Raw genomic sequence first — 18648 nt, 5'->3', positions numbered from 1 at the left:
CTCAAACACTGCCAAATATCGCATTCAATAAGGTCAAATCCCAGCGGCTGGTTCTGTCGCGTGGATGGACCAATATCTCTCCTGCATCGAACAAATGGCCGAGGCGCTGCCGGATAAGGCGCATGGCCAGATGCAGGGATTGCATGGAGCTTTCTCCGACGATGTCGGGGTATCGCTCGTCAACGCCGGATAAAGCCACCGGACAGGCCCATGAATCTGGAAGCTGATAGGGCATACCCAGGGCGGCTTGAATCAATACCTCGGTACCGTCTGCGCGTATCCAAAGTATTTCTTCAGTTGCGATGAAGCTTGGGTTTTCGATTTTCAATTCATGGCCTTTCATTGTCGTCTTTCATCGTGGCCTTGAGCTTGTATTGCTCAAGGCTCCGCAATGTTCGAAAATCACCTAAGCCTCTAAGGCAACACGATACGCAGCACGCAGGTATCGGCAGAAATCACCAGGGTTTTGGGTGCGACAATGGTGATGCCGTAGGGGTGGCGCAGCGCTGCCGGCAATGGGCCGGTGCGGTTGCCTTCTCCGGTACCGCCGGCAATGGTTGTGACCTTGCCGCTGGTGTCTATCTTGCGGATCGCATTATTGCCGGTATCGGCCACATATAAGGTGCCATCGCTATCTCTGGCTATGCCGCTAGGGAAAGAGAAGAGCGCTGCCGCGCCGCTGCCGTCTTGCAGGCCTATCTGGCCGCTCTGGCCTGCGATCAGCGTGATTTTGCCGTCTGCGCCAATCTTGCTCACCGTGGAACGGTCGGTGATGTAGGAATTGCCATCGGGGTCAGTGACCAGCGCTGCCTTGGTTTTATAAGAGACCGAGTTTCCATTGGCGTCGTTTTTGCCGGAGTCTGGCGAGAAGCTCAAGAGGGTGGTGACTTGTGCCGTGCTGCTTACTTTTCGTAAAAGATTTCCGTCTACTACCAGGATGTTTCCTTTGCCGTCGGGGCCTAGGCCCTGCGGGAAGTTGAATTTTGCGGCGCTGCCTGTCCCATCCGTATAGCCAGGTGTGCAAAATCCGCTTGAGCCGCCTGACGCGCAATTGTCATGGCCTGCAAATTCGGTGACGGCGCCTGTCGCTGTTACCTTGTAGATGAGACCAAATATATTGTCTGCAACAAAGGAGCCGTCTGCCTGCAAGATAAAATCGGGAGAGCCCGTAGAGTTGATGGTAGTGGGGATGGTAGTGACTACACCGCCAGCAGTGATTTTGCGCATGCCGCTGTCCAGCACAAAAATATTTCCTGCAGCGTCGCTACGCACCGCTCCCGGCCCCGTAAAGACGGCGCCTGCTCCTGTACCGTCGCCATTACCAGTGTAGGGCCCCTTGTTGGACGTTCCTGCAAATGTTGTGACTACTGCCGCGGCGCTTATTTTGCGAATAACCCTGTTATCAAAATCTGTCACGAACAGATTGCCGGCGGTGTCGGCGGCAATCCCGTTCATCAGGCCAAACTTTGCCTGTATGCCCACGCCATCTGCATAGTTGAAGAAAGGATCGACATAAGTGGTGTTGCCGGCGAGGGTACTGACCGTGCCGTCTGGACTGACTTTGCGAATCAGGTAGCCATTGTCTTCTTTGTCGGCGATAAAAATATTTCCGGCTGCATCTGTGGTCATCCCGGAGAAATATCCAAAGCCGGCATTGGCCCCGACTCCGTCCACTGGCTTGTTTTGCAGGGCCGGCGAACCTGCCAGTGTCGAGACGACGCCGGCCACGCTGATTTTTCTGAGCGTGTAATTGTCTGCTACATAGGTATTGCCGGCTGTGTCCTGAGTGATGCGCCCAAGGGTGTCAAACAGCGCCTGGCCAAGAGGGCCGTTGGTGCTGCCCTGGATGCCCGGCGAGCCTGCAATCGTGGTGACTGCTCCATTGGGGCTGACCTTGCGGATTACGTTATTTTTTTGGTCGCTGACCAGCAGGTTGCCTGCCGAATCGAAGCTCATGCCGACGATGGATCCAAAGCGTGCAGCGGTACCGTTTCCATCTGCGTAGCCGGAAGTATCCTGCGAGCCTGCCAGCATGCTGAAATTGCCGTCAGCGGTGATCTTGTAAATGCCAAACAGGTTGGCGCCGTACAGAACGCCATTTTTATCAGCAACCAGGTTTATCGTGCCCAACTGGAGCAAAGCTTGTGACAGAGGCAGGCTGCTCACTACGCCGCTTGGGCTTATCTTGCGTATGCTTGCATTGGCGTAATCTACTGCATACAGATTATCTTGCGCATCCCGCGTGATATCTCCCAGTCCGGCGAACCGTGCCGCACTGCCTGTACCATCCAGATTGCCCTGGCCGCCTATGCGCCCGGCCACCAGGTACACGCCGGGTGAGGGATGCAGCTTGACGTTGACGGTTTGCGTTGCCTGTCCCGCGCTGGCTGTAATGCTGACGGTGGCGTCTTCACTCAGGCTGCCGGCTGCAGGCGGCAGATAATGTACGGTATTGCCGCTGACAGCATCCAGGCTGCCGGGGCTGCCGGCCGGCAGGCTCCAGCTGACTGCGGTGTTGGCGGCTGCGTTTTGCACCGTCAGGGTTAGGCTGTTACCGCCGGCGGCAACCTCAGTAGCGCTGGCTGCCACGCTAATGGGCGTTGCCACTGAGGAGGGCGCCTGCCCGCCGCCGCCACAGGCGGCCAGTGCCAGGCTAAGCGAGGTGATCAACAAGAAACGCTGAAGGTTGCCGGTAGTGAGACGGTGCGAGCTGCCAGATGCGGATATAGATACCAGCGAGTCTCTCGCAAACAGGGGATTTGTAGAGGGCATGGGAGCGCAGGTTCTTGTTGAAAGAAAGGCAATCTTATCCCAGGAGCATCAAATTCACCAAGGGTATTTGCCAGTTATCTAACATTTGAGGCCGTTAACTGTTGTGATTGTGGCAGCAATTTGGGCGTATGAGCCGCAGATATTGTTCTAGCCTCAGTAACTAGCTGTTGTGTGCAATATTTGTGTTGTTCCCATATTTGATCTATATTCTCAAATATGAGAAATAATCCTGATCAATCAATACAACAAATCGCTGCTGAATCCGAGGCTGCGGCACTTCCTGCTTCCGATGCAATGGAGATACGGCTGGCGCAAAGGCTGGCGGCCCTGCGCACCGAGCGCGGACAATCGCTGGAAGAGCTGGCGCTGGCCAGCGGCATCAGCCGGGCGACCCTGTCGCGGCTGGAGCGGGGCGAGACCAGCCCCACCGCGAGCTTGCTGGGCAAGCTGTGCGCGGTCCATGGCATCAGCATGTCGCGCTTGCTGGCCGGGGTGGAGCCGCAATCGGCCAGCCTGGTTCCGCAGGCGGCGCAGACGGTGTGGGTGGATCCGCAATCGGGATTCCAGCGCAGGATGGTGTCGCCGCCTTCGCGCGATTTCAAGATGGAGATGGTGGAGGTCACGATACCGGCCGGTGCAGTAGTATCTTATGAGGTACCCACCGTGCACGGCACCGAACAGCAGTTCTGGATGCTGGAAGGCATACTGGAGCTGACCTTGGATGATGCCCATTACCGCCTGCAGGCGGGAGATTGCCTGCGTTTTCATATGCATGGCGCGGCGCGCTTTTTCTGTCCCGGCCCGGAAGCGGTGCGCTATGTGTCGCTGAGCTGCGCGCCATGAGTACGCTGGCTGCGCCGCAGATGCCCTCAGTCATGAAAATTGATGCGGCTGCTTTCAGCCTGCATATCGACAGGCTGGCCGACATCCTGATTGATTGCGTACACGCGGGTGCCTGCCTGGGCTTTGTGCTGCCTTTTGGCCGCGCAGAGGCACTGCGCTTCTGGCAGCCGTTGCAGCAAGCATTGCAAGACGGCGAGTTTCGTCTGCTGGCGACGCAGGATGCATCAGGCGCCATCGTCGGCACGGTACAGGTGTGGCTGAATATGCCGCCGGCGGGCAGGCACCAGGCAGAGATCGCAAAGCTGCTGGTGCATTCCAGCGCACGGCGCGGCGGCCATGCTCGGGCGCTGATGCAGGCTGTTGAGGCGCTGGCACGCAGGGAAGGGCGTTCGCTGCTGGAGCTGCGTACCCGCAGCGGCGATGCGGCGGAGCGCCTGTATCTGGGCCTGGGCTATCAACTGGTGGGCGTGATACCCGGCTATTCGCGGGCGCTGGACGGCAGCCTGGATGCAATGAGCATCATGTACAAGCAGTTGCCGCCTGCCTGATGTGCCTTAGGTTCCTGCTAGTGACAAAAATAAATGCGCACCGCTAATTTCTCCAGGTACAGCGTCCCAGGCAAGAACCGCATGCGGCTGGCCTTGCTGCTGGCCGCGCTCCTTATTTTTCCCTTCATCGCCTCCCACTTCGGCAATTCCTGGGTGCGCATCATGGATTTTGCGCTGCTGTATATCATGCTGGCGCTGGGGCTGAACATCGTGGTCGGGTTTGCCGGCCTGCTTGATCTGGGCTACGTCGCCTTTTATGCCCTGGGTGCCTACCTGAGCGGCCTGCTGGCGTCGCCGCAATTTGCGGTGATGCTGGAATCGCTGGTGCACCATTACCCTGCCATCGGCAACACGCTAGTATTGCTGTGCGGGCCGGAAGTCGCCGGTAACGGCATTCACCTGCCGGTGTGGCTGATCGTTCCGCTCAGTGCCGCGCTGGCGGGGGTGTTAGGAGCGCTGCTGGGTGCACCTACGTTGAAGCTGCGCGGCGATTATCTGGCCATTGTTACCTTGGGTTTTGGGGAGATCATCCGCATCCTGATCATCAACCTCAATGACCCTATCAACATCACAGACGGGCCAAAAGGCATCAACCTGATCGACCCGGTGCGCATCTTCGGCGTATCGCTGCATGGCGAGCCGGGCACCAATGCCACGCTACATCTCGGCCCTCTGGCGATGCCTTCAGTGAACGCCTATTACTTCCTGTTCCTGACGCTGTGCATCGCCATCGTCTTCGTTACGGCACGGCTGCAGGATTCACGCCTGGGGCGTGCCTTTGTCGCGATACGCGAAGACGAAACCGCCGCCAAGGCCATGGGTATCAATACCCGCAACATCAAGCTGCTGGCGTTTGCGATGGGCGCTTCCTTCGGCGGCGTGGCAGGCGCCATGTTCGCCGCCTTCCAGGGCTATATCTCGCCGGAATCCTTCTCGCTGACGGAATCGATTACGATATTGTCCATGGTGGTGCTGGGCGGCATGGGGCATATCCCCGGCGTTATTCTGGGTGCGGTGATTCTGGCGGCCTTGCCGGAAATATTGCGGCATCTGGTCGATCCGCTGCAGCATGCGGTATTCGGCGAAGTGCTGATGCCGGCAGAAGTGCTGCGGCAATTGCTGCTTGCGCTGGCAATGGTGTTGATCATGCTGAACCGCCCGGCAGGATTGTGGCCATCGCCAAGAATGGAGGACAGGGTGTATCTTGACGATAGTCGCTAGGTGCAAGGCAGCAAGGCAGCAAGGCATTAGAGGTAGGGTGCAATAGTGCAGCGTATTGCACCGTGTTCCTCCCACGCCCGTCATGCACGGCAAATTCGCTATTTCGTCAAAATGAGATAATCTGTCTTTTACGGAAGTCGGTGCAATATGCTGACGCTATTGCACCCTACAAATGCGGCGGTCAAGCGCAAGCTACCGCTGAAGGCATTCACATTCCGGAGTAGCATAGCGGTAGTGTGTTATGTAGGTATCAAGCGGCAAAAGATAAAGCAAGATGAATTTTTGGGAAAAAATGACGAACGATCCAGAGCAGGGGCCGCGCTTGCGCTCGCCTGCCGTTCTCACGGCGATAGGGCTGGCGACCCTGTTGTATGATCTGATCACCATTTTTACCGGCTCTTTAGCAGTAGGCAAAGGCGCGAACCTCAGTCATATCCATTTCTCAGACCACCCCAAGACCTTTGTCTTTTGCTGTATTTCCTTAACGCTGATAGCCTTGGCCCTGCTCAGCTATGCGCGTGACCGGTATCGGATGCATAGGGACTAAGTATAAAGATGGGCTGCATCATGATGACAGCCGCTAGGCGCAAGGCAGCAAGGCTTTACAGGTAGGGTGCAATAGCGCAGCGTATTGCACCGAGTTTTCTGCAATTAAGCGGTCTTGAAACTCAAGAGCTGTATAGGCTGCTTGCGAAATTCTTTACGATGTTTGCCGCCTTATCCGAAGCCACTTGAAGGAGAAAATGTGGTGCATCGATCGATATGACTTGGGCTTCCGGGCTAACACTGGTGATGTAAGAGCCGGCCTCGGCAGGGACTAACCGGTCCTGCAGGGCTTGGAGGTATAGCGTTGGTACTCTGACCGATTTCATCTGGGCAGACACATCAACCTCCAATACAGCGCGGAGCCTTGCTCTAAAAGCTTTGCCGGAAACTTGGCCGACGGCGGCTGCTATCGATGATTCAAGCAGGGGAGTGGTTGCACGCCCCAGCAGGAAATAGCTGTAAATAAAGGCTGGAACCAATTTGATCGGCAGGAAATCCGACAAGATGCTAAAACGACTGAGCCTTGGCCGGGGATTTCGAATGAATGTGCTGCATAGGATTAAGCCGACTAGTCCCTTAGGGTTGGCAGAGGCCAAGGACACAGCAATTGGTCCAGAAAAAGACTCGCCAAGAATAATGAAATTTCCGTCTCTTGGCAGCGACTGCCTTGCGATTTCTTCGAGCTCCTGATATCCCAAACCCTCAGTCGTCGGGTAGCGCACAGTAACGCAATTGAAATCATTTCCCAAAGCTGAAATAAACGGTGCGAATAAAGATCCAGTTCCATCCATGCCAGGCAGCAAGACGATGCTTAACATCACTTCCTTTTTTTTTGACGGGGTTTAAAAAGATGGTAGATCGTGTGCCGTATAGTCGTGGTCACTCTTTCCGGCAAGGTAGCGATTTCGTTAAAATCACATAATCTGTTTTTTACGGAAATCGGTGCAATACGCTGCGCTATTGCACCCTACGGTTACGCTTTACGGTCGGGTTAGCCTATCCTGCATCAATCCCCTTGCTGCTGCCAGCTTGCCTTACCGGCCTTCAAATAGATCAGCGCGCTTGCGGAGCCTTCTTTTGCCACGATGATGCCGTCGCCTTTGAGCTTGACAGATTTAGCATGGTAGCTGTGCTGCAGCGTGCCTTTGTCTTCTACATACCAGAGTTCCAGCCACGAGAAATCATCACCGCCGTTGCCTATGGCGTGGCCTGCACCGACGATGACGGGCTTGGTTTTGCCGTGAAACAGGAAGGCGATGCCTTCTTTGCCGGTTTTGCTGTCTTTCACCAGCACAGCCAGATCGCCTTTGCCGGAGCCATCGAAATCACCACGCCAGACAAAGGGATTGATGCGGGCGTTCAGTTCTACGGATTCTTGTTTGGACAGACTATCAAGCTGTTTGGTCGCCCAATCGGGCAACTGTGCCTGGGCTGGCAATACTGCTGCGGAGGCGATGCTGGAGGCGAACATCAGGGCTGCGGAAACAAATTTGAAGTTCATGGCGGCTTACCAATCTAGGGTGAGGTTAAGAAGCGGTAGAAGCAGTGTTTTGACAGGGGTCTTGTTAAATGGTTCATTTTACTTAGAGATGCCGCACTTCCAGTGGAGGGCTATCCCAGTTGTCGTTCCTTCCGTCCAGATAGGTAACAGGCGCATTCACCAGTTCTTCGATAGGGGCATCATCCAGGCAAGAAATATTCACGCCGTAAAACACGCCCCAGCGCGGCGAATTGCCAATCACAAAAGGATGTACGCCGCAGTGCTTGCAGAACTGGTGCTGGTCTGTTTTGGTGTTGAAGCGGTAGTTGGAGAGTTCAGTGTCGCCTGCAATCAAACGGAAATGTTCAGGTTTCACGATGGCAGGCCAAAAGCGCAGCTTGGTGCAGATGGTGCAGTTGCATTTTATTGTGCCTGCGCTCAGATCGATGCCGGCTTCAAATTGTACAGCGCCGCAATGGCAGCTTCCGTGGTAGGTTTTCATCTGCTTGCTTCTGGCATTAGGGGGTAGGATGGCTTGGGTGCGGGATATATGGCGCGCTACTATTTGCCTCGCTTTTTGATGCGATCAGCAAGAAAGTTTGCCAGGGTAGGGTCGTTCTTTTGCAAATCCCACTGGCCTTCAACGACGGACTGAGCGTAGTCGTTGCACAGGCTTGCTTTGGCTTTGGGATCTTCGATGGTGTTGATGGGAGTGGCAAGGCTGGCGATCTGCGCTTCTATCGTCTTCGGCACTAATACCTCGTACATATTTTTGATGGCGCGCCGTTCCTCTTCGCTCGTACCGGGGTTATCTGCACGGCGCAGGAAGTCTTGTTTAATTCTGGCATTTTCTTGCAGAAAAAGCTGATGGCGCTTTTCCCAGCCGGCGAGCGCGTTTTCAAACGTACTGAGCGATTGCGCTCCGGTTTGGGCGCAGACGCTGAGCAGCCCTTTGAGTACCTGCCTGCCGGAATCCGGCGATACAGCTGCTGCGCCGAGAATTTCTGCCTGGCTGTTATATTTTAAAAGTTGCGCACTGGCCGGGGCGGCGGTGAAGAGAAAAATGGCGGCGCTTGCAATGAGCCGCATCGAGAGCTGAATGGTTTTATGCATGGTGAGCAGGCTCATTGAAGAAAATATATGCAAGTGGCATAAGCAGGCATATCTGACGATGCAAGCAAGCGGTGCTTGGCCAGGCAAAAACACCCGGCCAAGCACTTGCCTCAATTACTGGCTGGCGGAAACCGTGCCTGCCGGTGCGTTCTTCACATACTTGTCAAACCAGCGCAGCATCTCATAGACCAACTGGTCATTCGATTCCTGCGCGGCGTACCAGTGCGGCTCATGCGGCAGCAGTACCAGGCGGGTGGTGCCGCCGTTGCCGCGTATGGCTTCAAACAGCTTGCTGGATTGCAGCGGCGTGGTGCCGGGGTTGGCGTCGTCTGTGCCGTGCACGATCAGCAGCGGGGTCTTGATCTGGTCGGCGAAGAAGAAGGTGGAGACCTTCTGGTAGACGTCCGGCGCTTCCCATACCGACCGGCGTTCGCTCTGGAAGCCGAACGGTGTCAGGGTCTTGTTATAGGAGCCGCTGGTGGCGACGCCGGCCTTGAACAGCTTGGAGTGCGTGACCAGGTTGGCCGTCATCAATGCGCCGTGGCTATGGCCGGTGACGCCGATGCGGTCGGGGTCTGCCACGCCCAGGCGTACCGCTTCATCAACGGCTGCCTTGGCATCTGCCACCAGTTGTTCGGTGTAGGTGTCGTAGGCTTTTTTAGGATCGCCGATGATGGGGAAGGAGGCGCTGTCGATGATCGCATAGCCCGCCAGCAGGAGCAGCCGGTATTGGCGCAGGCGGGTGAAGGTAGCCTGCGAGCCTGTGGTCTGGCCGGCCTTGGAGGCGTCGGCATAGTCCAGCGGATAGGCATTCAGGATGGTGGGCACGCGGGTGCCTTCCTTGTAGCCGGGCGGGGTGTACAGCGTGAACGACAGTTCCAGGCCGTCTGCGCGTTTGTATTTCACCAGGCGCTTCTTGATCTCGCGCACGATAGGCGTAGGGTCGGCGATATGCGTGATGGCGGTGCTGGTGGAGGCAAAAGCGGCTTCGCCTGCCGGCGCCTCTGCTGCTGCGCCCAGTGTGCGAAGGTAGGCGTTTGGCGCATCGGTAGGGGACTGGTGCCAGGTAAAGAAGCTGCTGGTACCGGTCGCTGTGAAGCCCAGGAATTGCTCGTAAGTCGTTTTGCTGCTGCGGAACAGGCGTTCAGATTTCAGGGTTTGCAGATTGAGCTTGTCCAGGAAAGGGCGGTCGCCGTCCGGCGAGGAACCCAGGCCGGAGAGGAAGATGAAATCGCCTTCCTGGCGCACGACCACGGTGCCGTTAGGCTGCACGCGGCGCACCGGGTTGCCGGGATTGGCATATTTTTCATCGGTGGACAGATCCCATACCAGGCGGCGTTCTTGCTGCGGCTTGTCCAGGTTGATCTGGAAAGTCTTGCGCCAGTGGCGGTTCTGGTCATACTCGGTCAGCAGTGCAAAGCTGGGCTGTTCGCCCCAGGCGATGCCGGCAAAACGCTGTTCGGTGCGGGTGAATTCTGCCGGGGCAGCGTCAAACGGCGCCTTCAGCAGCATGAGCTTGTCGCGGGCCGGGACCTTGCTGGCCCAGTCGCCGCCATCCAGCGCTTCTGCCCAGACCAGGGTAGCCGGGTCGGTAGAGCGCCATGCAAAATCACGAGGGCCGAGCGGCACGCCGTGGATGGGCACCCGGTCTGCCAGCGGCAGCGAGGCGATAGGGTGCTTGACGATGCTGGCGCGCTTGGCGATATCCCAGATGGCCACGTCCTTGGGGAACCTGTCATAGGTGGTCACATAGGAGTAGGGCTTGTGGATGGTGCTCAGCAGCACATGGCGTCCGTCCGGCGCGGGAGTGATGGAGTCATACAGGGCCACTGCACCGATGGGTGTGATGGATCCCTTGTCTGCATCTACCAGTGCCAGTTGCGAAGAGCCATAGTAGTCGAACAGGTCTTCGTCATGCTGGTTGTTCAGCGTATCACGGTTTTCATAGGTGCTGCTTTGGCCTTTTGCACCATCGGTTTCCTGGATGCTGGGGCCGGGCGGCGTCACCGGCTCTGACGGCGGTGGACCCAGGCGTGCTGGAACCAGCTTGACCAGCAGGGTCTTCTGGTCAGGCATCCATTGCAGCTCATCTTCAAACATCGGGTTCAGGCGCACGCCCGGCACGCGATGGACCGCACCGGTCTTGGCGTCGCCTACCCACAGTTCCACGGCCTCGGCGGCGATGTTTTCAAAGGCAAAGCGCTTGCCGTCTGCGCTCCATACGGGCCGGCCGGGGCAGGCGCCCGCTGGCAGCGCAACATGCGTTTGCGCGCCGGTGGCAATCTGCACCAGATCAAAGCTGCGTGCGCAGGGGGTAATGCCGTAGCCGCCGGGGGTATCGTGCTTGCTATGGTTCTTCGGTTCTATGCGTACGCCAGCCAGGCGCAGGAAGGGCGTTGCCACGCGCGAGATGGATGGGTAATCATCGGTGGAGATCAGCAGCATCTTGTCGCGTGTCGGGCTCAGGCTGGGGCCGGGCGGCGAAGGTGCGCGCATTACGTCCAGAATGTTTTTAGGCGGCTGGTTGTATCCCGCTACCGCAGCGGTAGTGGCCGGGCTTGCGGCTGCCGGGGCAGATGCGGCGTACGCAGCTACCGGCAGCGACGTGAAACTTACCGCTAGCGCCATCAGCCCCAGGCGGGGCATGAAGTGTTTGATTGGCATAAATGTCCTCAGAGTCTTCAGTGTCTTCAATGTCAATTAAGCCTGTACAGGATCGTTTACCGCGGGTGCATCTGGAAGAGTTTTTCGGGCGTTGGCCTTGCCGGGCGTTTTCCGCCGTCGACCTCGCCTATCGATCAGTACAGGTGCCAAAGCATGCTGCCACGGAAACATTGTCAAGGCAATACTAATCTGAAGAATGTTAAAAGCCCAGCGTTGGGCAGGACCAGGGGGCTGGATTTTGGCTGAGAACAAGGCAGTGAACACGGCGAAGAACGGGTTTGAATTTACATTGGCAAAATAACATGTTATCATTATGGCAAAGTTGCCCGTGATCTATATTTTGCTTCATCTGGAGAACCCCATTAATCTGAAAGAACCGCTGTCGGAAGTGGCGATAGTACTTCCCGCCTATAACGAAGAGCTGACGATCGCTGCGACGATATCGGCGTTCCATGAGCAATTGCCGCATGCGTATATCCTGGTCGTTAACAACAACTCGGCCGATGCGACAGAAGAGATCGCCAATGCCACCCTGCAAAAGCTGGGCGCACGCGGCGCTGTCGTGACCGAAGCGCGGCAAGGCAAGGGCTATGCCGTAAGACGCGCCTTTGCCGAAATCCATGCCGACGTGTATGTGATGGCCGATGCGGACCTGACTTATCCTGCAGAGCGCGTGCATGACCTGATCGCGCCTGTCATGGCCGGCACTGCCGACATGGTAGTGGGCGACCGTCAGTCCATGGGGCACTACAAAAACGAAAACAAGCGGCCCTTGCACAACTTTGGCAACTGGCTGGTAAGCAAGCTGATCAACAAACTGTTTTCTGCGAAGCTGGTGGATATCATGAGCGGCTACCGCGCATTCAATCGCCAGTTCGTCAAAACCTATTCCATCCTGGTGGCGGGGTTTCAGATAGAAACCGATATGTCCCTGCATGCGCTGGACAAGCGCTTTCGCATTGTGGAGATACCGGTGGAGTACAAGGACAGGCCGGCGGGCAGCTTTTCCAAACTGAATACCTTTGGCGATGGAGCCAAAGTCTTGCTGACCATTGTGAAGATCCTGCGCTTCTACCGGCCCCTGATGTTCTTCGGCTGGGCGGCAATCCTGTTCGGCATGCTGGGCCTGCTGGCAGCGGTGCCGGTGTTTTCAGACTGGATAGCATACCGCTTCATTTACCATGTGCCGCTGGCCTTGCTGGCGGCGGCGCTGGAGCTGGTGGCGGTCATGTCGCTGGCGGTGGGCTTGATCCTGGATGCCATCAGCTACCAGGCCAAGATGGATTTTGAACGCCACCTGCTGCGCTAAGAACAGGGCAGCATTCCTGCTGCCTTCATTCTTGCTGTTTTTTCTGCGGCCGCATCAATTTTCAGCTTTATTTTTATATCTTCGTTTTTGAAATCGGTTCCTACCCAATGGCAAAAAGATTGACTACCCAGGTTCTTTCCTTTGCCCTTGTCGGCGGCATAGGATTTGTCATTGACGCTTCAGTGTTGACACTGCTGTCTACGGTATGTGGAGTGAACGTCTATCTGGCAAGGGTGGTGTCGTTCGGCGTCGCCAGCCTGGGCACCTGGCTGCTCAACCGCAAGCACACCTTTGAACAGCGCAGCATCAACGATGCGGCAGCGGGCAGGCAAGAGTATCTGCGCTATATGAGCATACAAGTGGCCGGCGCGCTGATCAATCTTGGCGTGTTCAGCAGCCTGGTGACTATCCAGCCTTCACTGGCGCAGGTTCCCGTTATTCCGCTGGCAGCGGGTTCGGGAATCGCGATGTTCTTCAATTTTTTTGGCGCGCGCTACTGGATCTATCGCAGATAGCCGGCCCGCCACCGCCATTACTTTACTGGGCGGCAGCCGACCAGCGGTGGGTTTGCAGATCCAGCGCGCACAGGCCCTTAATCTGATGCGCCGCCCTGTATGTTTCCACGCGGGCTGAATAGTCGTCACGGTCTGCAGCGCTGAAGTTCCAGTCGGGTGGGTTAAAGCTGGAAAAGCCGTTGATCGTCGGCAGATTGATGTATTCCGAAATCACCATTGCTTCTACATTGTGCCGGTATAGCTCATGCTCGACGGGGGACTCATTGGGGTCTTGCGGGCGCTTGTCCTGCACGAAGAAGGCGCGGCAGCCTGCCGGGATGGGTGGCACCGATTCCAGCATCTTCAGGCTAGCGGCGCGGTCCAGATAATCGGCAGCTTTTTTATTGAGCTCTTCCGCGATGAGCAGCACACAGCAGGGCAGGATCAATAAAACGGCCAGCCTGTGCTTGAACGTGGACAAGAAATACATCGCAACGCAGACGACAGGGAACACCAAAAAGATCATGCAGCGCGCAACCACCCGCACTGCCTTGGCACCCGGAAAATAATGATAAATCCAATACCAGGCGGATTGCTCGGCGCACACCAGGGCCAATGCCCATAGCGCCAGCGCGGCGAGCGCCATAGGTAATATGAGTTGGGCTTGCTGGGTTTGCTGAGCTTGCTGGCTATTATGCCGGCGCCAGGCCAAAGCCCCTCCGCACAAGAACACCAGCAACAAAAACGGCGGCATGCCCATCTGGTTTTCAGAAAACTGGTTGGGAAATCCTATGCTCTGATGCAGCGCTGGCATCAGGCTTCCGTACAGGTAGTTTTGATCGCCTATGTTCAGGATATCAAACGGCGTCAGCAGGTAAGACATCGCCGATGCATAGCTGTGCATGCCGGTTTCTGCCGCCTTGGGCAGATAGACGACCAGAAAAGGCAACAAGGCCAGCGCCAGTACCAACAGCGCACACAAGGCCGACACAAGGGTTTTGATCTGCAAGGCGGCAAGCTGCCTGAACAAATACCGGTGATGGACAAGCGCCAGCTCCAGCAACACTAGCAGCGAGAAAAAACTGAAGAACCACAGCATGTAATAGGACGTGATCGCCCATAAACCATACACGACAGAGAATGTGGAGCCGTAGGCGAGCAGGCGGCCGGACTGGTTTTGCAGCAGCGCCTTGCACGCAAAATACAACAGGGTAGCGCACAGCGGGGCAAATGCCACCGTCAGCAACTGCGCGTGCAGATTGTGCAGAACCACATTATTGCTGATCTCAAACAGAACTGCCCCCAGCACCGCATACCAGAACCCCAGTTGCAATACCTTCCTGGCAAACAGAAAGAAGCAAAAAAAGGCCGCGACTTTCATCGTCATGTTGACCAGCAGCGAGGCCATGAAAGGGTCTGCATGCAGGCTGCGGCATACTGAATAAATGATGCCATACAGCAGATAGCCGTCGTTGTAGCCCAGCGTTTTAGGGTAGGGATAAAAATAGTTGGTCGTCGCCCAGTTCGCCATTCCCCGCAAGACGTTGTACCAGTGTTCCAGGATGGAGATTTCTATCAGGTTGTCGTAGCGGTCACCCTGCAGAAAAGAAAATCCGTTGCCCCAGTTTGCGCGGAATATCCAGGCTATCAGCACCAGCTGTATCAGGGTGAGAATCGCAAATCGGCTAGAGGTGGAATTGAAAGCAGGCGCGGACGGAAATTTTTTCATAAAGATAAGCAGGCACAACTGGGCGGCAGGTCGTCTTGCACAAGATCCGCAGGATGCATGTGGTATCAACGCATCCTGGAAATACAGCAAAACTCGGACAGCCTCAATGCGCTGACGCCGGCCTGGGTAGAAGCGGTTTGATGGTTAATGGCAGTGTTTGCATGTTGACATGAAATTGCTGCTGATGCAACATTTAAACGAATGGGTTTGCGCTGGTAAAACCGTTGGAACGATGATAAATTCACCTTCACATCAGACCTTGAGCAGACGCAGGATGAAGCTTTCCAACTCTCCCGATCCTTCCAACCCTTCCATTGCTCCGTCCGCATCCGGCAAACAGCCCAATAGCTCTGCACGTCCGCTCAAGCTGTACCGGCGCAGATGGACCGCCTATTTTGTGCTGCCCACCGGGATTGTCGTGTGCATCGCCGGCATAGGCTTTGCCGTCATTGTGCTGACCGCGAGCTTTGAGCGTCTGGCTATCGTGCTGGTAGGAGTGTCCTTGTTTGGCTCTTTGTGCGTGGGAATCGCGCTGATACAGGCAGCGCTGCAAACTCTCAGAACCAAGGGTCCCACGCTGATTCTGGATGAGCGCGGGATCACGCATATTGCCAAGGAAGAGATTTTCATCGCATGGAGCGCGATACAGCGCATTTCCACCAATGAGGGGGAGCAGGGCGATGACCTGGGCATCTGGTTCAAGCTGGATGATGCAGAAGGCCAGAGACTGCGGCGCATCGGTACCCGGCTCAAGCGGGCGCTAATAGGGGCGGACAAGACGATCCCGCTAGGCAACCTGGTGTACCGGCCTAAAGAGCTGGCCGCTACTATCGCTGCCTACCAGAGTCAAGAGGAAGAAAAACAAGGCAGCTTAACGTAATCGAAAATTCTTATCGCGGCACTGCAGTGCCCTTCAGCCCCGCTTTGATTTCAAGATATCTACAGCTTACTTTCATAATCCTTTTTCTTGGCGTTTGCGATTGTGTGGACACCTCGTAGCTTTATAAGATGCCCACCGATCAATGAGAGGGTCCCAACCCCGAAGGCCGTCCAGGAAGTCAGAGATACGCCGGAGTATGCTGGATTAAAGAACGTGTTATTCGTATATTCCGGAGCTGTGATATTGACGCCGTATCCCCACTCTTTCCAATCGTTGTTTGCTGCAGCCACCGTTCCTGCATATCCGATGAACGCATTACCTAAAATAGTCAGACTGCTCCCGAGTATCTGTGTCGCTCTCTGCGAGTAACTGCCCGTCTCCTTGAAGGTCTGGTATAAATGGTATGCTTCAACTCCGACTGCTTCAACGCTAGGAATGAGTTGACCAATATAATAGTTTGGGCTGTCTCCGAACATCGTTACTCCAGCAGTGAGCAATTGGCTTGCCTCGTACAGCATGCTTATGTTGGCGCTCTTTTTGATCTGCTCTGCGTGTACGATATTTTCTTGTAGCGCTTCGTCAAGCTCACGTTCGATCAATTGTGTGTGTTCTGTATAAAAGGATTGCTGTTGGGAAGTCAATTCTTCTGCGCGTCCTAGTTCTTTTTTGAAATGCTCGCGTGCTTTCTTTTCTTCCTCTATGGACCCTCTCATCTCACGTATGATGTTCTCAGCCTGCCTAGCATCGTCTCGTGTATCAAATAATTTTCCTTTCGCCTCCGGATAATCTGAAACGTATTTCGTTCCATGGTCGGTAATAAGAGCGGATACCTTCAACTGAGCGGTACCAAACCTAGCCGAATGCGAGGAGGTAAGGTTCGCCGGAGCACGCTGAGCTGCTCTCGCCTGCATCCCCACTCCCAAGGCCTTCTCGCCCATCAGGTCGGCCTCTGCCTCCAGGCCCACATCATCGTTCACCGGCGTATTGCCCTTCATCTGCGTGGTCGACTTTACCCGGCCCTGCGCCTGCTGCACTACATGCCAGGCCTCGTGCGGTAAATGCCGTTCCTGTCCCGGCGCCAGGTGAATCTCGCTGCCTTGCGCATAGGCATGCGCATGTAGTTGTGCTGGCCCGGCCGAGTTATAGTGAACATTGACATGGTCCATGCTTATGCCCGAGAGCGATTCAATGCCGGATTTGAGTTGATTGGGGAGGCCACTATTGTTTGGTTTTTCTTTTAATTGCGTACTTGCAGGCGCGGCGAACTGGCCTTGCAAAAGGTCTTCCTCTTCTACTCTTTGCGCCGGTTCAAACTTCCCCTGTAGAGGTTCATCCTCTTCCATCCGCTGTACTGTATCGAATTTTCCTTGCAGTGGTTCTTCTTCCTCCATGCGCTGCGTAGTGTCAGACTTCCCTTGCCGCAGCTCCTCATCCTCAGCCCTTTGCACCGCTTCAAAGCGGGCCTGAAGCGGCTCGTCATCCACGACACGCTGCAGCGGCTGCGCTGCATCTTGTGCGTCAATCAATTTCTTTCTCTGTGCTGTCTGGGTAGAGCCTGTCCCGGCAAGCTCTGCCAGGGATCGCATGCGCGAAGAGTGCGCGCTGCCAGCCATCAGCGCCGACATGGCCATAAGCTGGTTGGTGCGCCCGCTGGCGGCAGCGTTCTCCTGATGCTTGCTTTGCGCTATTGCTTCCGGGCGAGTGTCGATAAAGGCTGGGTGGGACGCTCTGCGCATTTGCACGGAAGCGGACGCGGCAGATGAGCGTCCGGCTTGTTTCAGTTCGGATATGACAGCAAGGTTTGATCTCACGGTAGCCCACTCCCTGAAGTAAAAACTGGTTTTAAGCTTTGACTTTTAGTTGGCAGTGCAGACTGCGCGCAACCGCATAGCAGCCGCGCGGCCGTAGGCCTCAGCCGTAGAAGTTATTAGGCCGGAACAATAATCCCCTGAAGCGCTTGCGGTAGATCACCACGATGCTGGCCAATAGCAGCATGACGATGTTGAAGCCAAGGATTTTGGTGCCGCCAAGATCCACAAAGGGTGCGGCATTGGATTGCATGGTGGCGGCATTCAGGCCACGGTCGTAGGTAGCGCCTATCACCTGTTCCTGGTTGTTGATGGCATTGGTCAGGTACAGGCCCTTGCCGGCGGGGTGCAGCAGCATTTTATTATCCCTCCAGACGAAAGAAATGCGCTTGTCGCCCCTGTCCACGCTGCCGACCACATGGCCCGCATTGTTGATAGCCGAGGCAAAGCTGTCGCCGGGGCCTATCAGTGCGCCCAGGTCTTTCATCGTGGTGCCGTCATGCACAAAGGCATGCCAGCTGCGGTCTTTCATTTCAGAAGTGCCGACCACCATGCCCTTGTCATTGATGGCCGTAGCGGAGCTGTAACGGCCACCGAGCGTGCCCAGGTCCCGCATACCGCTCGCCGCGTCGTACAAAAAGGCATGGCGCGAGCCATTCGGCGTGGTAGCCGTGCCCACCACTTGCCCGGCATTATTGATGCCGCTGGCATAGCTGACCTTGCCGCCGAAAGTGCCCAGATCCTTCATAGCCTCGCCTGGTTGGTACAGAAAGGCATGCCATTCACCATCGGCGGTATCGGCAAAGCCCACCGCTGCGCCCGCATTGTTGATTGCTGCGCCGTGGCTGCTGGGGCCGCCCAGCGTGCCCAGCTCCTGCATGCCGTTGGCGCGGCTATAGACGAAGGCGGTCCAGGTGCCGTCTTTCTTGTTGGAGGAGCCGATCAACTCGCCCTTGTCATTGATGCGCTTGGCTTCGCTCTCGGTCTCGCCCAGCATCTCCAGCCTGGTCAACTGACCCTTTTCAAAATACGCGGCGTGCCAGACTCCCTTGTTGTCTTCTATCATGGCCGCAACCTGGCCTGAGGCGTTCATGTCGTTGGCCAGCGAACCGCCGTTCAGCGGCGAAGAAATGCCCAGCGAACGGGTGGTTGCGGAAGCTTCACCAGCCGCCAGCGCCAGCAGGAACAAACAGCTACGGAATGCATCATGCATACAAGATCCTTTCAGGTGGGATTTCGCG

At 56.2% G+C, this 18648-nt stretch carries 17 protein-coding genes; 7 read left to right on the top strand and 10 right to left on the bottom strand.

The features are described from left to right. Nucleotide 1: 1 nt before the first annotated feature. Entirely contained in the window at nucleotides 2-343 is a 342-nt protein-coding gene (locus tag IEW12_RS04830; RefSeq protein ID WP_188564813.1) for a DUF6968 family protein, read from the bottom strand. 71 nt (nucleotides 344-414) lie between these two features. After that, complete coding sequence (locus tag IEW12_RS04825) at nucleotides 415-2772, bottom strand: NHL repeat-containing protein (RefSeq protein WP_188564812.1); 2358 nt, start codon at nucleotides 2770-2772, stop codon at nucleotides 415-417. Nucleotides 2773-2988: 216 nt separating this feature from the next. Here IEW12_RS04825 and IEW12_RS04820 point away from each other — a divergent pair, with 216 nt between their 5' ends. The 4 genes from IEW12_RS04820 to IEW12_RS04805 all read left to right on the top strand — a co-directional run bounded on the left by IEW12_RS04820 (nucleotide 2989) and on the right by IEW12_RS04805 (nucleotide 5931). Then, a complete protein-coding gene (locus IEW12_RS04820; protein WP_188564811.1) occupies nucleotides 2989-3615 on the top strand; it encodes a helix-turn-helix domain-containing protein in 627 nt (208 codons plus the stop codon). Next, nucleotides 3612-4163 (top strand): GNAT family N-acetyltransferase, encoded by a 552-nt coding sequence (locus tag IEW12_RS04815; protein ID WP_229750922.1) that lies wholly within the window; start codon nucleotides 3612-3614, stop codon nucleotides 4161-4163. Before IEW12_RS04820 ends, IEW12_RS04815 begins: the two co-directional genes overlap by 4 nt. Before the next feature lie 81 nt (nucleotides 4164-4244). Beyond that, nucleotides 4245-5384 (top strand): branched-chain amino acid ABC transporter permease, encoded by a 1140-nt coding sequence (locus IEW12_RS04810; RefSeq protein ID WP_229751010.1) that lies wholly within the window; start codon nucleotides 4245-4247, stop codon nucleotides 5382-5384. Nucleotides 5385-5676: 292 nt separating this feature from the next. Further along, entirely contained in the window at nucleotides 5677-5931 is a 255-nt protein-coding gene (locus tag IEW12_RS04805; protein WP_188564809.1) for a hypothetical protein, read from the top strand. A 121-nt stretch (nucleotides 5932-6052) separates the two neighbouring features. Here the strand turns inward: IEW12_RS04805 and IEW12_RS04800 are convergent, their stop codons facing one another. The 5 genes from IEW12_RS04800 to IEW12_RS04780 form a co-directional block, all read right to left on the bottom strand. Next, the gene (locus IEW12_RS04800) at nucleotides 6053-6748 is read right to left on the bottom strand and encodes an alpha/beta fold hydrolase (RefSeq protein WP_188564808.1); all 696 of its coding nucleotides are present in this window, start codon (nucleotides 6746-6748) and stop codon (nucleotides 6053-6055) included. Between the two features lie 188 nt (nucleotides 6749-6936). Then, a complete protein-coding gene (locus IEW12_RS04795) occupies nucleotides 6937-7431 on the bottom strand; it encodes a hypothetical protein (protein WP_188564807.1) in 495 nt (164 codons plus the stop codon). A gap of 82 nt (nucleotides 7432-7513) precedes the next feature. After that, nucleotides 7514-7912 carry a GFA family protein gene (locus IEW12_RS04790; RefSeq protein WP_188564806.1) on the bottom strand — a complete coding sequence of 133 codons (399 nt, stop codon included), beginning with the start codon at nucleotides 7910-7912 and terminating at the stop codon, nucleotides 7514-7516. Nucleotides 7913-7971: 59 nt separating this feature from the next. After that, complete coding sequence (locus IEW12_RS04785) at nucleotides 7972-8538, bottom strand: hypothetical protein (RefSeq protein WP_188564805.1); 567 nt, start codon at nucleotides 8536-8538, stop codon at nucleotides 7972-7974. A 99-nt stretch (nucleotides 8539-8637) separates the two neighbouring features. After that, nucleotides 8638-11187, bottom strand: a complete 2550-nt coding sequence (locus IEW12_RS04780; RefSeq protein ID WP_229750921.1) for a S9 family peptidase — start codon at nucleotides 11185-11187, stop codon at nucleotides 8638-8640. A gap of 313 nt (nucleotides 11188-11500) precedes the next feature. Between IEW12_RS04780 and IEW12_RS04775 the strand changes: the two genes are divergently transcribed. Together IEW12_RS04775 and IEW12_RS04770 are read left to right on the top strand one after the other, a co-directional pair. Next, nucleotides 11501-12496 carry a glycosyltransferase gene (locus IEW12_RS04775; protein WP_188564804.1) on the top strand — a complete coding sequence of 332 codons (996 nt, stop codon included), beginning with the start codon at nucleotides 11501-11503 and terminating at the stop codon, nucleotides 12494-12496. A gap of 107 nt (nucleotides 12497-12603) precedes the next feature. Then, on the top strand, nucleotides 12604-13011 hold the full coding sequence (locus IEW12_RS04770; RefSeq protein ID WP_188564803.1) for a GtrA family protein: 408 nt from the start codon (nucleotides 12604-12606) through the stop codon (nucleotides 13009-13011). A gap of 22 nt (nucleotides 13012-13033) precedes the next feature. Here IEW12_RS04770 and IEW12_RS04765 read toward each other — a convergent pair whose 3' ends face one another. Continuing rightward, the gene (locus IEW12_RS04765; RefSeq protein WP_188564802.1) at nucleotides 13034-14719 is read right to left on the bottom strand and encodes a hypothetical protein; all 1686 of its coding nucleotides are present in this window, start codon (nucleotides 14717-14719) and stop codon (nucleotides 13034-13036) included. A gap of 274 nt (nucleotides 14720-14993) precedes the next feature. On the opposite strand from IEW12_RS04765, the gene IEW12_RS04760 reads away from it, so the two are divergent. After that, a complete protein-coding gene (locus tag IEW12_RS04760) occupies nucleotides 14994-15599 on the top strand; it encodes a hypothetical protein (protein WP_188564801.1) in 606 nt (201 codons plus the stop codon). Nucleotides 15600-15658: 59 nt separating this feature from the next. On the opposite strand, the gene IEW12_RS04755 is transcribed toward IEW12_RS04760, so the two are convergent. After that, nucleotides 15659-17410, bottom strand: coding sequence for an eCIS core domain-containing protein (locus IEW12_RS04755; protein ID WP_229750920.1), 1752 nt, complete (start codon nucleotides 17408-17410; stop codon nucleotides 15659-15661). Between the two features lie 100 nt (nucleotides 17411-17510). After that, nucleotides 17511-18620 (bottom strand): DUF3466 family protein, encoded by a 1110-nt coding sequence (locus tag IEW12_RS04750; RefSeq protein ID WP_188564800.1) that lies wholly within the window; start codon nucleotides 18618-18620, stop codon nucleotides 17511-17513. Nucleotides 18621-18648: the final 28 nt, after the last annotated feature.

Origin of the sequence: Parundibacterium terreum (genome assembly GCF_014636315.1) — a bacterium.
GTDB lineage: Bacteria > Pseudomonadota > Gammaproteobacteria > Burkholderiales > Burkholderiaceae_D > Undibacterium > Undibacterium terreum.
Note: the sequence above shows the minus strand (reverse complement) of the source record. Positions and strands in the feature narration are given on the sequence as shown.

What these genes read in the sequence shown, in the direction of transcription:
- IEW12_RS04830 (WP_188564813.1), bottom strand. Translation starts at nt 343, where the DNA reads ATGAAAGGCCATGAATTGAAAATCGAAAACCCAAGCTTCATCGCAACT.
- IEW12_RS04825 (WP_188564812.1), bottom strand. Translation starts at nt 2,772, where the DNA reads ATGCCCTCTACAAATCCCCTGTTTGCGAGAGACTCGCTGGTATCTATA.
- IEW12_RS04820 (WP_188564811.1), top strand. Translation starts at nt 2,989, where the DNA reads ATGAGAAATAATCCTGATCAATCAATACAACAAATCGCTGCTGAATCC.
- IEW12_RS04815 (WP_229750922.1), top strand. Translation starts at nt 3,612, where the DNA reads ATGAGTACGCTGGCTGCGCCGCAGATGCCCTCAGTCATGAAAATTGAT.
- IEW12_RS04810 (WP_229751010.1), top strand. Translation starts at nt 4,245, where the DNA reads ATGCGGCTGGCCTTGCTGCTGGCCGCGCTCCTTATTTTTCCCTTCATC.
- IEW12_RS04805 (WP_188564809.1), top strand. Translation starts at nt 5,677, where the DNA reads ATGACGAACGATCCAGAGCAGGGGCCGCGCTTGCGCTCGCCTGCCGTT.
- IEW12_RS04800 (WP_188564808.1), bottom strand. Translation starts at nt 6,748, where the DNA reads ATGTTAAGCATCGTCTTGCTGCCTGGCATGGATGGAACTGGATCTTTA.
- IEW12_RS04795 (WP_188564807.1), bottom strand. Translation starts at nt 7,431, where the DNA reads ATGAACTTCAAATTTGTTTCCGCAGCCCTGATGTTCGCCTCCAGCATC.
- IEW12_RS04790 (WP_188564806.1), bottom strand. Translation starts at nt 7,912, where the DNA reads ATGAAAACCTACCACGGAAGCTGCCATTGCGGCGCTGTACAATTTGAA.
- IEW12_RS04785 (WP_188564805.1), bottom strand. Translation starts at nt 8,538, where the DNA reads ATGAGCCTGCTCACCATGCATAAAACCATTCAGCTCTCGATGCGGCTC.
- IEW12_RS04780 (WP_229750921.1), bottom strand. Translation starts at nt 11,187, where the DNA reads ATGCCAATCAAACACTTCATGCCCCGCCTGGGGCTGATGGCGCTAGCG.
- IEW12_RS04775 (WP_188564804.1), top strand. Translation starts at nt 11,501, where the DNA reads ATGGCAAAGTTGCCCGTGATCTATATTTTGCTTCATCTGGAGAACCCC.
- IEW12_RS04770 (WP_188564803.1), top strand. Translation starts at nt 12,604, where the DNA reads ATGGCAAAAAGATTGACTACCCAGGTTCTTTCCTTTGCCCTTGTCGGC.
- IEW12_RS04765 (WP_188564802.1), bottom strand. Translation starts at nt 14,719, where the DNA reads ATGAAAAAATTTCCGTCCGCGCCTGCTTTCAATTCCACCTCTAGCCGA.
- IEW12_RS04760 (WP_188564801.1), top strand. Translation starts at nt 14,994, where the DNA reads ATGAAGCTTTCCAACTCTCCCGATCCTTCCAACCCTTCCATTGCTCCG.
- IEW12_RS04750 (WP_188564800.1), bottom strand. Translation starts at nt 18,620, where the DNA reads ATGCATGATGCATTCCGTAGCTGTTTGTTCCTGCTGGCGCTGGCGGCT.